10 protein-coding genes are annotated in these 12,483 nt (G+C 58.9%); 5 read left to right on the top strand and 5 right to left on the bottom strand.

Annotation, left to right across the window (positions count from 1 at the left end; all coding sequences use genetic code 11):
* Positions 1-43 precede the first annotated feature (43 nt).
* From BX592_RS26290 to BX592_RS26280, 3 genes are all read right to left on the bottom strand, one after another.
* Positions 44-511 carry an allene oxide cyclase barrel-like domain-containing protein gene (locus BX592_RS26290; protein ID WP_208327982.1) on the bottom strand — a complete coding sequence of 156 codons (468 nt, stop codon included), beginning with the start codon at positions 509-511 and terminating at the stop codon, positions 44-46.
* Between the two features lie 316 nt (positions 512-827).
* Positions 828-2,237: an amidase gene (locus tag BX592_RS26285; protein WP_134196141.1), complete on the bottom strand. Its 1,410-nt coding sequence runs from the start codon at positions 2,235-2,237 to the stop codon at positions 828-830.
* A gap of 112 nt (positions 2,238-2,349) precedes the next feature.
* Entirely contained in the window at positions 2,350-2,910 is a 561-nt protein-coding gene (locus BX592_RS26280) for a TetR/AcrR family transcriptional regulator (protein WP_134196139.1), read from the bottom strand.
* A gap of 146 nt (positions 2,911-3,056) precedes the next feature.
* On the opposite strand from BX592_RS26280, the gene BX592_RS26275 reads away from it, so the two are divergent.
* Positions 3,057-4,472, top strand: a complete 1,416-nt coding sequence (locus tag BX592_RS26275) for an amidase (protein WP_134196137.1) — start codon at positions 3,057-3,059, stop codon at positions 4,470-4,472.
* A 127-nt stretch (positions 4,473-4,599) separates the two neighbouring features.
* Here BX592_RS26275 and BX592_RS26270 read toward each other — a convergent pair whose 3' ends face one another.
* Entirely contained in the window at positions 4,600-6,291 is a 1,692-nt protein-coding gene (locus BX592_RS26270; protein ID WP_134196194.1) for an ATP-binding protein, read from the bottom strand.
* A 9-nt stretch (positions 6,292-6,300) separates the two neighbouring features.
* The gene (locus tag BX592_RS26265; RefSeq protein ID WP_134196135.1) at positions 6,301-7,203 is read right to left on the bottom strand and encodes a substrate-binding domain-containing protein; all 903 of its coding nucleotides are present in this window, start codon (positions 7,201-7,203) and stop codon (positions 6,301-6,303) included.
* Positions 7,204-7,594: 391 nt separating this feature from the next.
* On the opposite strand from BX592_RS26265, the gene BX592_RS26260 reads away from it, so the two are divergent.
* From BX592_RS26260 to BX592_RS26245, 4 genes are read left to right on the top strand one after another with little or no spacing between them, the layout of a single operon-like run.
* Entirely contained in the window at positions 7,595-8,620 is a 1,026-nt protein-coding gene (locus BX592_RS26260) for a cupin domain-containing protein (RefSeq protein WP_134196133.1), read from the top strand.
* A 58-nt stretch (positions 8,621-8,678) separates the two neighbouring features.
* Positions 8,679-10,610 carry a LodA/GoxA family CTQ-dependent oxidase gene (locus BX592_RS26255; RefSeq protein WP_134196131.1) on the top strand — a complete coding sequence of 644 codons (1,932 nt, stop codon included), beginning with the start codon at positions 8,679-8,681 and terminating at the stop codon, positions 10,608-10,610.
* Positions 10,607-11,794, top strand: a complete 1,188-nt coding sequence (locus BX592_RS26250; protein WP_134196129.1) for an FAD-dependent oxidoreductase — start codon at positions 10,607-10,609, stop codon at positions 11,792-11,794. The genes BX592_RS26255 and BX592_RS26250 overlap by 4 nt, the downstream gene beginning before the upstream one ends.
* Positions 11,795-11,799: 5 nt before the next feature.
* A complete protein-coding gene (locus BX592_RS26245) occupies positions 11,800-12,474 on the top strand; it encodes a response regulator transcription factor (protein ID WP_243849736.1) in 675 nt (224 codons plus the stop codon).
* Positions 12,475-12,483 lie beyond the last annotated feature (9 nt).

Here is a 12,483-nt window from a genome sequence, read left to right as displayed (position 1 = left end):
AACTGTGGCAAATCCTAACCGTTTGGCATGTCGGCCAGAACGGTTATCGGGCGATGCGGCGCAGGGTGACGATCTGGCTGAACGTGCGGTCCGGTAGTGGTTTGGTGACTATTATTCCGTCGTATTGCTGATAGGCGCCCGGGGTGCCTATTACAGGCAGTGTCGAGGGACCCGACGCCGCCTCCTGCCCACCGACCGTGATCGTGCCATCACCGAGCTGCAAGGTCCATTGGCATTGCGAGAAAACGCCAGGCCGCACCGTGATACAGAATCCGCCGTTGTTGCCAATGGCCTTGTGCTGGTCATTCAGCAACGGCTGATCGAAAACAAAAATGTCGCCTTGCGACGGACCGTGTTGGCCCAGATCGACCGGGGTTTTCGTCCCTGCGTTCGCATCGGCGATCGTTGTCAGCACAATCACATCATCCGAAGCGAAAGCAGGCAAAGTGAGGGTCAGCGCCGAAGCAACGAGAAAACGCACCCCCACCCTTGCAAGTCTATTCAATTGCATGATTAGCCTTCTCCATACGGAAATTTGTCCTGCGTGCGATGCAGGTCTGCCGGGAGAATCTTATTTCGTATCGCCGTCCGGCCAAAATTCGAATAGTTGGGTGACGCAGGAATGGGGACGATGGGCGCGAAGGCTCGCCCGCCAGGGTGCGGGCATCCTGACTCAGGAGGTAAAGGCTACACCGGGTGTTACCGGTTGTACCGGTTGTGGACGAAGCGAAGGCGGGCCTTCACGAATGCGGCCATTCGTTGCATAAAGATGTACGTTCGACGGCCGACGTCTTCCGCAAGTGTCACGCTTAACCGTCGCTTGTTGCTCAAATGTCAGGACGCAGATCACGAACCGGGCTGACTGATTCAAGCATGGTTGCGAGATGGAAAAGAGTCGACTCGGCCTGCCAGCTGCCAACTACCTGAACGTTGATCGGTAGCCCCTCGCGGCTGGTGCCGAAACGCATCGAAATGCCAGGCAAGCCCGTGACGTTAAGCGGTGCGGCCGCGCCCCGAAGATAGCTCGCGTCCAAGGTCTGACCGTTGATGACGAATGTTTCGAGGCCATGTTTGTGCGCCGGTATCGGCAGCACATGGGTAATCAACGCGTCGTACTTCATGAAATATTCGGCGTATCCATCACGCAGCCGCTCTGCGGCCTGTTCGGCGTCGATGTAGTCGTTCATGGATACATCGGGCAGCGCGAGCATTTTTTTCGCCATCCTGTACAGCTCGTCCTGATTGCGCCCAGCAGTTGCTACTGCGAATTCCCGCTTCATTTCCATCATGTGCAGGCGGTTGAACACGTCATTAGCGAAGTCTCGCTCGAGCGCAGGTATACGTACCGGCTCGACAACGCATCCGATGTTCTGCAACGCTTGCGCTGCTGCCTGAACGGTGGCTGCAACTTCGGAATCGACTGGCCCGAAGCCCGGTTCCACCATCCAGCCTACGCGCAGCCGCCTGTCGGGCGAATAACCGGTTCCCGCATCAAACGGGATGGTGCTGGTCGCGAATGCGTCCTGGCCGTCAGGACCGGACAACTGCGAAAACGCGAGTGCGAGGTCACGAATACTGCGAGCCATTGGGCCGACATGCCAGAAGCGGCGCGGTGCGCGCGGCCAGATTCCGGTCATTGGCACGCGCCCGTGCGTTGCCTTGAGCGACGCGATTCCGGTCTGCGCGGCAGGGCCGCGCACTGAGTTCCCAAGATCGGTGCCGAGCCCGATCGGCGACATGCCTGCGGCAATGGCTGCTGACTCTCCGCCGCTCGAACCGCCCGGCGTGCGCTCGAGGTCCCACGGGTTGTTCGAACGGCCAGTGAGAAGATTGTCGGTTTCGAACGAGTAGGAAAACTCGGGAAGGTTTGTCTTCGCGAGCAGAATGCCACCGGCTTTTTTCATTCGGGCGACGCTGGTTGCGTCGGTGTCAGGTATGCGTCCCTTGAAAATCGGTGAGCCGCGTTGGGTCAGCACACCCGCGGTATCGATCGAGTCCTTCACGGTAAAAGGCACACCGTGCAGCGGTTTAAGCTCGTCACCTTGCAGTACGGCTTTTTCCGATGCTTTTGCGACTTTCAGCGCGTCGTGTGCGATCGAGACAATCGCGTTGAGTTTGGGATTGACGGCTTCGATCCGATCGATATGCGCCTGAACGACTTCGACCGGCGAAACCTCCCGCGCACGAATCAGTGCAGCGAGTCCCGTTGCGTCCTGATACAAGATCTCTGACTTCATCACCCACCCGTCGACCTAACGATTGTTAGGTAGACATTAGGCCTTATCGTTGCGGTCGTCAATATCTGTTTTCAGGAGGGCATGGTTTTGGCGCTGCAAGCAGGTCCTTCGCTTACTTCGGCAAGAGCCCGCTCGCCCGATAGCCTTCGATCAACGCGTCAAAGAGTGCGATATCCGAACGTCCGCGCGCCATTAGCTGAGCACCGACGATTGCAGAAAAGATAGAACGGGCTCGTTTTTTGGCTTCTCTCGGACCGACGATGCCGGCTGCCGACAACATCTTCGCGAGCCATGCGATGTTGACATCGGCGAAGGCCTGAACTTCCTGCTTCACGGCTTCGGGCAGATCGTCATACTCGGCGGTCATGAAGCTCGCGAGACACATGCGGTTGCCGTTTTCAAGCGACTTTCGGAACGTCTCGGTGGGGTATCTGCGCAGACACTCGACTGGATCTCGCGTTTGCGCCGCTAGCGCTTCCAGCAGGGCGGCCGCGTCCTCCCAGTAGCGTCGGGCAACCGCAGCCGCGAGGTCGGCCTTGCTTGGAAAATGATGATAAAGGCTCGCGGCCTTTATACCGACCTCTTCCGCAAGGCTACGAACGTTCAACCCGCCATAACCATGTGCCTGCGCGATCTCCGTCGCCGCCGCCAGGATCCTGTCGCTTGAATTCATGTCTGCTCGGTTCTTCACGGAATCGCCCATAAAAAGGTGTTGACGAACCGTATTGTACCTCCTAGCATCCGACCTAACAAACGCTAGGTAGAGCGATCGTTTGGACTGTGCACGCCACTCATGTCAATCATCCTTGAAGGTAATTCATGACATCCATCATCTATCAGGACGCAACGAAATTAGCTGAGTTGATTCGTACGAAAGATGTGTCGCCGGTGGAGGTCGTCAACGCGCATCTTGACCGCATCGATGCGCTGAACCCCGAGCTCAACGCAATCGTCACGATCGCGGACGACGCGCTCAAAGCCGCGAAGGTTGCCGAGGCTGCGGTTATGGCTGGAGAGGAACTTGGACCGCTGCATGGCGTTCCGTTTACGGCGAAGGACTCTATCGACACCGCCGGCGTGCTGACCCAACGCGGCTCGCCCATCTTCAAGGGCCGCCGGCCGGACAGCGACGCAACCACCGTCGCGCGCATGAAGAAGGCGGGTGGCATCCTGCTCGCGAAGACTAATCTTCCCGAGTTTTCATACTGGATCGAGACCGACAACCTCCTTTCGGGACGCACCAGAAACCCGTGGAATCCGGACCTCACGCCGGGTGGATCGAGCGGTGGCGATTCCGCGGCGATCGCGGCTGGCATGTCGCCGATCAGTCTTGCCAGTGATGTTGCTATCTCGGTGCGCGGCCCGGCCGCGCTGACGGGTGTCATTGGGCTCAAAGCAAGCCATGGGCGAATTCCGATGACAGGTGTGTGGCCGCGCGTGCCACGCCGGTTCTGGCATATTGGCCCGATGGCGCGCACCGTTCGCGACATTGCGCTCGGCTATTCGCTGCTGGCCGGGCCGGACGGCGCGGACGGCTTTTCAACGAGCCCACTCGCGCTGGACACTGGTGTCGGAGCGACCCCGAGCCGGCCGCTGCGGGTCGGCTGGCTGGTGGACCCGGGGTTCTTCGGCCCAGTCGAACGCGATGTTGCCGCCACTGTGCAGGCAGCGGCAGAGGCGCTCAAAGAGGCGGGAGTCATCGTGGAGCCCGTGCGTATCCCCGTGCTCGAGCAGATCGACACGCTCGACGTGCTTTGGAAACTGCAGGCGATGGAGGCCAAGCCCGCGTTCCGGAAAGCAACGGCAGGGCACGAGGATAAGATCTTCAAACATGTGCAGGGCGTCTTTGACACGCCGGATACTTCAATTGACGACTTCGTTCAGGCGGAGCAGCAGGCGGAAATGCTACGTGACGGCTTTGCCGCATATTTCGGGCGCTACGACGCATTGCTGTGCCCGGTCATACCGGTCGCGGCACACCGGCACGACGCCGCGGAATTCGTTATCGATGGTCAGTCGGTGTCGTCGTTGCACGTGATGCATGCGACCGCGCCATTCAGCGTGACGGGGCTGCCAGCCCTCTCGATGCGCTTCGGTACCAGCCGCGATGGCCTGCCTGTCGCGGTGCAACTGGTTGCGCCGTGGCTGGCGGAGTCTACTGTCCTGCATCTGGGGTCGTTACTGGAAGCAGTGAGCCCTGTACGAGACCTTCACCCGGACCTGGTCAGCATCTGAGTTGGGGCCATCGACGGTGCATTCTCCAGGGCCAGGCCGGTCTGGTCTACCTTCGGTCTTTCATGTGCGATCCACTGTGCTCTCGCACAGTGGAGTCCGTGATTGGGTCCGCGCCTTCAGCCTAAAGCTATGACAATTCGGTCTGCCTTCCGCGTTGAGATGTGATGAGGCCACTCAACAACTCGTAGAGCCTGGCGGGGGAAAGCGGCTTGTGGATTTGCTGATAGCCGCTTCCATTCACCTCTCTCAGACTTTCGGGCGCTGTTTCCCCGGTGATGATGACGGCGGGAATATCGCATCCGAAGCGTGCCTGAAGATCTCGAATGACGCTAATTCCCGACACGCCTTCACGCAATCGATAGTCGACAAGAAATACGTCTGGCCGGCGCGCATGGCGGATAAGTCCTTGTGTTGCTTCCTCCAGCGTTTCGGTACAGACAGTTTGGCAACCCCACTGCGACAGTAGCGTGTGCATGCCGTCGAGAATTTCCGGTTCGTCGTCAACTACTGCAATGAGACTGCCTTCAACGGCGCTTGCCCCAAGGACTTCTCCCGACACGTCGCGCGCAGGTGTTGGCGTTGGCGCGTCTCCAATAGGAACCTCCACGCTAAAGACGGAACCGACGCCTGGTTTCGACGCCAGCTGCACGTTGTATCCCAGCAATTTTGCCGTGCGTTTCACAATCGCGAGACCCAGGCCCAAACCCTTTCTACGGTCGCGTTCCGCATTGCCTAGTTGATAGAACTCCTCGAAGATTCGCTCGGTCTGCTCCGCCGGAATCCCGATGCCTGTGTCCCTGACCTGCACCTGAAGTGTCTGAGCGTGACGCCGGCAACCCACCAGCACGCGTCCTCCGCTCGGGGTGTAGCGAATTGCATTCGCGATCAGATTGCGAAGAATTTGCTCAAGCAGGATCGAGTCGCTGAAGACGTACGCGTTGCTGGTGACGATCTTCAGTGTTAGTCCCTGTGCCGTTGCGATCGGTACATACTCGATTCGTAATCTGCCAAACAAAGTCTCGATCGGGAAGTGACTCAACGCTGGCCGGATGACGCCCGCGTCAAGCTTCGATATGTCCAGTAGCGAGTTGAAGAGTTCTTCAAGTATCTCGATGCACTCGTTAATCCTCGCGACGATTCGAAGCGCGGATGGCTCCTTGACGACCGATGTCAGGCCTGCAGCGAACAGCCCGAGTGCATGCAGCGGTTGACGCAAGTCGTGACTGGCGGCCGCGAGGAATTGTGACTTGGCGCGATTGGCGGCCTCCGCCTCCCGTCTGGCCACATCGTGTTTCCCGATCTCCTCTTCGAGTGCTTCGGTGACATGCTGCAAGGCTCTGAGCGGAAGCACACGCAACACAAAGAACACCGCGGCGCCCATCAACAAACCTAGCATTCCCACGAAGATTGTGTTGCGAACTACCGTACGCATTGAACGAGTGACCTCCAGGTAGCCGGTTACCTTGCCTGCATCGTATAGCTCGACGACGCGCACGATGGTCGGCCACGAAGGAGGCGTTCCTGCGCTGTCCACCGTTTGACCGTTCAGGTTGAGAATGCGGTTGTACTGTCCTGTCCTCAGTGGCGGGTCGCGTGAAAGTGCTTCGTGCAGACTGTGTTCGTAAAACATCCACAAGTCCGGATTGGCGCCGACGAACTGGCTCAATAGTCCGGCGCGAATCTGCCCCTCGGTCTCGGTCTGGCTCTCAAGCGCGCCATAGGCGACCCGAAAATATCCCCATGGCAAAGCCACCGTGAGAATCAGTGCAACTATGGTGGCAATCCAGGTAACGGTGACAGCAACCTCGTTTCGGACCATGTTCAATCACTACTGCTTTGGCTTGTCGACTACCGCATGCCCGGTTTTCTCGAGAATTTCCCGACCGTCTTTCGACTTGACGAATGCGATGAAGTCCTGCGCGCCGGGGGACGACTTCGTCCCGGTGATGAGGAAGACCGACTTGTAGTACGGGTAGCGCCCATTGGCGACGGTTTGCGGCGACGGATCCACACCGTCCAGCTTCAGCGGCCGCATTTTGCGGTGTTCCGTCACAATGAGACTGAGCGTGGACGTGCCGAACGCGCCTGGAATTTCTTCGATCGCCACCGCGTTTTCCTGAGCGTTCGACTTGACGATCATGCCAGGTCGTTCCTCGAGGGCCGTCATTGCCGTGTCGATCTCGGGGCTAATCTTCTTGATGATCGCATTGTCCGACTCGTTGGCAGGCCGCATGATGATCCGGATTCGAACGGCCGATGCGTCCGTCTGCAAGAGCGTTCTGTCCAGGTATCCTGACCAGTCAGGATCTTTCTTCTCGTAAGTATCCCAATAGATGCTTTGTAATTGACGGGTACTCAGTCCACTGACAGGTGTACTCATTCCCACCACGAAGACGAACGGCGTACGAGCCACTTCGATTTCCCTGGCTCCCTTATCGCGCTCGCTTTCGGTCAGCGGTACGCTGCTGACACCGATGTCGATCGCACCCTCCGTCGCCGCGCGAATTCCACCGGCAGAACCCAGACTCGCCGCGAGCACCGATATTTTCGGCGCGTCGTGTGTCTGGTTATAGCGCTCGGCGAGTAAGCGCATGGTCCCCATTGCGGGACCCGCGCCGCCAATCTTGATGTCGTCCGCGATGGCAAGCGAAGTGACCATCAGTGCGCAAGAGAGCCCTGCATTAACAATCAACTTAAGGCAGAGGGGTTTCAGATGCCGTCGTTCCAGCATGACGTCTTCTCCCTGTTTCGTCGATCTTCCGCGACGTGATGATTTCACTCGCGAACCGTAAATCTTTCGCTGGCCGTTTCAATTCGTAGTCTAGTTGCGTATTCGCAAATGAACATAGTCCTTCCGGACTAGAACTAACCAGCGGATCAATTTTGAATTCGCTAACTACAACGCGCCCTGACATTCGGGAGCACCGTGCGTCGCCGCAGAGGCATGCATACGAATGGGAAGCTAAACAGGCAAAGGAAGGCTATACAGCATTGGTTGACTTGACTACGTGACTATCTACAATGCTTTGAGTAATCAGTTGTCGATATGCAATACGAAATAAGCCAATAGATTATTCATTGACTTGATTGACGACTTGAAATTGCGAGCCGGAGGAAAAGCCGTGAACGCCACGCCTCAGGTCAATATTAAGCATTTAAGGGATTTTGTCGCCGACGTCAGAGCGGTGGCCGATGCCGAGCATCCCAACTTCGCGCGCAAGCCGGTCCAGTGGGGCACCGGCGATCGGTCCTTGTCCGTCGAAGTTCTCTCGATCGCACCGGGGCAGCAGACTCCTTCTCATTACTACGCAGACCAGGTCGAACTGGTGATTTGCTGGCGCGGCCGCGGAACGGTCTGCCTCGCGCTGCAGCAATCCGATGGGTCAGGCTGGGATCCGCCGCTAGTGGACGCGCCGGATTCTAACGGTATTCATATTGCGCCGGGCGATACGCTGGTTATCCCAAAGCATGCGCTGCACAAGTTCACCGCACTCGCGGAGGAGCGAAAAAGCGTTCAGCATCCCTTTCCGAAAGCGAATCAGAATCCGCAAGTATGGCCTGTCGAAAAGCTGGTTCTGCTGCTGATTCGTATTCCGGATACAGACGAATCCGCCACGGAAGTCGATTCATTTCCCGGCGGCTACCCTCAGGTATTGAGCAGCGATGCGTTGACGTCGTACAAACGCAGAATTCAGGATTACCTCGGGTTTGAACTCGATCCAAAGCTGATCTGCGTGAGGTCCAAGATCTGGGGCAAGGAGGGACTTGTCGCGGGTGGGGCAACGGATTTTGCGAAGCCAACTTTTCATTTCACCGCTTACACGTTTGTGCCGTCGCAGGAAAATCCCGAGCACTTCCATCCGAAGAGCGTCGAGTTCGTTTTGTGTTGGCTCGGGCGCGCCAAAATGACGGTCAGACCGTCACACGACCCGCACGATGCCGGCAATGTCCCATGGGACAACGCACTGATGGAAGGAGAACTCGGGGAGGGCGATCTCGTGGTCGTTCCAAATGGCGCGCTGCATTGGTACGCGGTATTGGGTACGGAAGATCTCGTGCTGCTTGCATTGCAGACGCCCCATCCGGTTCTGCACGTCCTGGAAGACGATTCGCCCGGTAGCACCCTCGATGCATCGAAGACGGGGTAGGTTTTCTCCGGCTGTTTTCGACGCGAGATGATCTGCCTCTTTCATTGAGGAGACGTCGATGATCGACGAATATGCGGACGCGAACACGGTCACCTACGAGATTCACCCGTCCATCGGCATTGCCCGGCTGGGTAGTTCGGATTCGTATTTCATTGGGCCGGAGCCGATCAAGGGCGCCAACGATGAATGGGTGACACGAAGGCCCTTCGAGGATGAAACGCCTGCGGAGGTGTCCGGACCGTTCATGTATCGCGACAGCGCAGGGGAGCTAAAGCGTCAGGCCGCGCGCTTCCGGATTTACAAATGCACCCGTGACAGTCACGGCGTGCTCACCGACGCGGAAGAAGTCCGCTATGGCGACGAGCAGGTGCAGAGCGTCGACTGGACGGTCCATTTGCGCAATCGCAAGGGCGCCGCTGCACGATTCGAACAGTCCGCGGAGCCGGGTCGACCAACTTCGGATATTGAGCTCCGCAATAGCGGTTGCGCGGACCGCGACACGCTCGTTGTCGATCCTGAACCGCGCACCTTGCACGTCCCGCCTGGTGGTGCCGGTCAGAACACGGCACGCTTCGACACCGGGGTGTTTCTCGGTCAATCGGTTCCCCTTGGAGAGATTCGTACGGATGCAACTGGTCGGCTTCTGGTCCTCGGCGGCAGGGGCAAATCGATCACGACGTCTGTGCCGCCGTCGCTCCCGAGCTTCGCGGACAATGACGGCTGGTGCGACGATACCTCAGACGGACCTGTGAGCGCGCGGGTCATGACGAAAGACGGCGTTTCGATCGACGTCGTGCCGTCATGGGTGATTGTCGCTCCGCCGGACTTCGCACCCGATGTCAGCAGCTTCGTCACCCTGTACGACGTGTGCCTTCAAGTATGGATGGACAAGCAAGGCGTTGATCTTTCCGAAGAGGTCGAGACCAACTTCTATCGTGACGTGTTACCCATTCTCCGGCGAGCCAGGGGCTACCGGTGGGTATTCTCCGGCGTGATGCGTTCGGAGGTGCCGGACAAGCACGGTTCGTGGAGCGACGAAAGCTCAGCGCTGTTTGCGGCGCTTGCCGAACCGTCAGACATTGCACCGCCGCCGGGCAGTGTGTCGGAAAAGGCAATTCGATACCGGCAGATGCTGTTCGCGCACTTGCGGGATCCTGACGACGCTTTGATGGAGCCGCGCGAGGTCGCGATGCCGAGGCTTCACGACGACTTCAAGAAGCTCGCGAAACCCGGTGGCGCATCGCAAGTGCTCGCTTTGACGCGTCGTCAATACCGGCATATGCGCAACTGGGCTAATGGAACCTTTAAAAACACGCAGTTGCCCGTTACCGAACGCGAACGCGAATGCGACGCGCTCGATCGCATCGCGTTGCAAGCATGCTCGGGTGGCCCGTTTTTCCCGGGAATGGAAGCGCCTCGCATCATGAAGGACAAGCGCCTTTACATGGCGCCTTGCCGGATTGATCCGCATTCCGAACTATGGAGCGGAGATTTAAATCGTGGGGCCGGACGCATCACCGAGGGCTTGGCGGTGCCGTGGCAGTCGGACTTCTACGAGTGCAGGATGGATGGAGACGCGACCTGGTGGCCGGCTACGCATCCGGACAAGGTGGTGGTCTTGCGTGACGACAAGAAAATGGACCTACCGGCCGATGCGCTATCGGAACAGATGGAACTGTGGCACTTCGGTATAAAAGACGCGATGGACATGGTGAACCGGTGGTCGAGCCTTGGTGTGGTGAAGGCGAAGCGGCTTACGGTAGAAGACGGCTGGAGCATTCCGGCTACGGCAGACGACGTCGGTAAAAACGATAAAAATGAACTTGTCGCCGGCACGGTCTATGTTGAGGAGGAGCGCATCGAATCACCCTACGATATTCCACCGCATACGGAACCGCCAGGCAAAACGCTTCGCCGCCGGCCTGGAACGCTGCGCACGGTACGCGCTCAGGACAACCGCGACGATACGCTCCCACCTGGGTCGCCATGAAAGCGGATCTCGTTGCACGTCGTGAACGTCCGTCTCCGCGCACGCTGGACGTCGCCGTATTGGGCGGCGGGCCGGCCGGATGCGCGACCGCAATTGCGCTCGCGCGCCGCGGCCTGGCCGTTGCGATACTCGAACGCTCCCGCTACGACACACCACGCGCCGGCGAAACATTGCCGCCTGAGAGTCGCGTGGCCCTCACCGCAATGGATTCGCTGCAGCGCCTGGAAAACGACGTCCATCTGCGTAGCAGCGGAATGGTCTCGGTATGGGGAACGCCGCGCCCGTTCGAGAACGACTACATTTTCAATCCATACGGTCACGGGTGGCATCTCGATCGCTGCCGCTTCGACGCAATGCTCGCGCGTACTGCTGCGGACGCAGGTGCACATGTGTTCCTGGCGAGCACGGTACGACGCTGCGAGCCGCGTTCGAAGACCTTCGAGATCGATGCCGAGCGAGTTTCCGATGGGCCGCTGAGGCTGCGCAGCCGTTTCGTCGTCGACGCGATGGGGCGTTGCTCGTCGCTACTGCCTGGATCGAGCCACCGCATTGTTTACGACAAGCTTGTGGGGCTGGTCGGCTTCGTCGTCCCGCCGTCCGGTCAAAGCGATTCGCGCATGCTTCTGGAAGCGGTTCGCGATGGCTGGTGGTATTCCGCTCCGCTGCCGGGAAACAGGCGAGTCGTCGCCTATATGACTGACGGCGATCAATTGAAGCTTTACCGGCGCGATCTCTTGCGGTTCTTTATCACGCGGCTACATGAAGCACCTTATACGCGCGTGAAGGTCGGCATGCTCCCCGATGTCGATAGTCTTCATCTTTTCGCGGCCAGTACCTATCGGCACATATCGATTCAACGCGAGCGATGCCTGAAGGTTGGCGACGCGGCCAGTGCGTACGATCCGCTTTCGTCCTCGGGCGTATTGAAGGCGTTGCGCTCAGGCCTTGACGCCGCAGCGGCAATCGAAGCTTCGCTCGGAGGAAACGACACGGCGCTTGCGCACTACGCGGCGCGGATCGAGCGAGGGTTTACTTCGTATCTTGGAACGCGAGCGTTTTATTACGGTCGCGAAAGGCGTTGGCCGACGTCGCCTTTCTGGCAACGTCGCCATCGTGATTATGACGAGCATGGGCCCTTCGGCGCGCGACTCGGGACATCAGCGTTATCGAAGGAGCAGCAATGAAGATTATGCTAGTCGACGATCACGCGCTGTTCCGGGAGGGCCTACGGCTCATCTTGACGCAACTCGATGCAGACACCGAAGTCGTTGAGGCGGAAAACTGCGCCGGCGCTTTCCGGATGGCCGATCAAAGAACGGATCTGGACATGGTGCTGCTGGATTTGTCGCTGCCGGACATATCGGGGATGGAGGCGCTACATCGGTTGCGCGCTGAACATCCCGGCCTGCCGGTCGTCGTTCTGTCCGGCCGCGACGATCCGGCGACGATACTCGACGCGTTGGATGCGGGCGCGATGGGTTTCATACCCAAGTCCTCCACCAGTCGCGTGTTGATGAGCGCCTTACGGCTGGTCCTTGTCAATGGTGTCTATATTCCGCCTGCCGCGTTGGAGGTGGCCGGCGCCAGACAATCCGCGCCGGCGGCCGTCAGTGCAATCGACGCTACGCAGCCCTTGGGACGATTGCCGGAAAAAGCACTCACGGGCAGACAGATGCAAGTGCTCGAATTGCTCGTCCAGGGCAAGCCGACCAAGCTCATTTGCCGCGAACTCGGTCTCGCGGAAGGAACCGCGAAGGTGCATATTGCGTCCGTGTTTCGCGCGCTCCATGTCGCAAATCGAACGCAGGCTGTGGTTGCGGTGAGTCAGCTCGGTATCACCTTCAGATCGGGCCGGGGCGGATGACTGAATGCT

Source organism: Paraburkholderia rhizosphaerae, assembly GCF_004366595.1.
GTDB classification, from domain to species: Bacteria; Pseudomonadota; Gammaproteobacteria; order Burkholderiales; family Burkholderiaceae; genus Paraburkholderia; species Paraburkholderia rhizosphaerae.
This window is presented reverse-complemented; position numbering and strand designations above follow the sequence as displayed.

What these genes read in the sequence shown, in the direction of transcription:
- BX592_RS26265 (WP_134196135.1), bottom strand. Translation starts at nt 7,203, where the DNA reads ATGCTGGAACGACGGCATCTGAAACCCCTCTGCCTTAAGTTGATTGTT.
- BX592_RS26290 (WP_208327982.1), bottom strand. Translation starts at nt 511, where the DNA reads ATGCAATTGAATAGACTTGCAAGGGTGGGGGTGCGTTTTCTCGTTGCT.
- BX592_RS26270 (WP_134196194.1), bottom strand. Translation starts at nt 6,291, where the DNA reads ATGGTCCGAAACGAGGTTGCTGTCACCGTTACCTGGATTGCCACCATA.
- BX592_RS26280 (WP_134196139.1), bottom strand. Translation starts at nt 2,910, where the DNA reads ATGAATTCAAGCGACAGGATCCTGGCGGCGGCGACGGAGATCGCGCAG.
- BX592_RS26245 (WP_243849736.1), top strand. Translation starts at nt 11,800, where the DNA reads ATGCTAGTCGACGATCACGCGCTGTTCCGGGAGGGCCTACGGCTCATC.
- BX592_RS26285 (WP_134196141.1), bottom strand. Translation starts at nt 2,237, where the DNA reads ATGAAGTCAGAGATCTTGTATCAGGACGCAACGGGACTCGCTGCACTG.
- BX592_RS26250 (WP_134196129.1), top strand. Translation starts at nt 10,607, where the DNA reads ATGAAAGCGGATCTCGTTGCACGTCGTGAACGTCCGTCTCCGCGCACG.
- BX592_RS26255 (WP_134196131.1), top strand. Translation starts at nt 8,679, where the DNA reads ATGATCGACGAATATGCGGACGCGAACACGGTCACCTACGAGATTCAC.
- BX592_RS26275 (WP_134196137.1), top strand. Translation starts at nt 3,057, where the DNA reads ATGACATCCATCATCTATCAGGACGCAACGAAATTAGCTGAGTTGATT.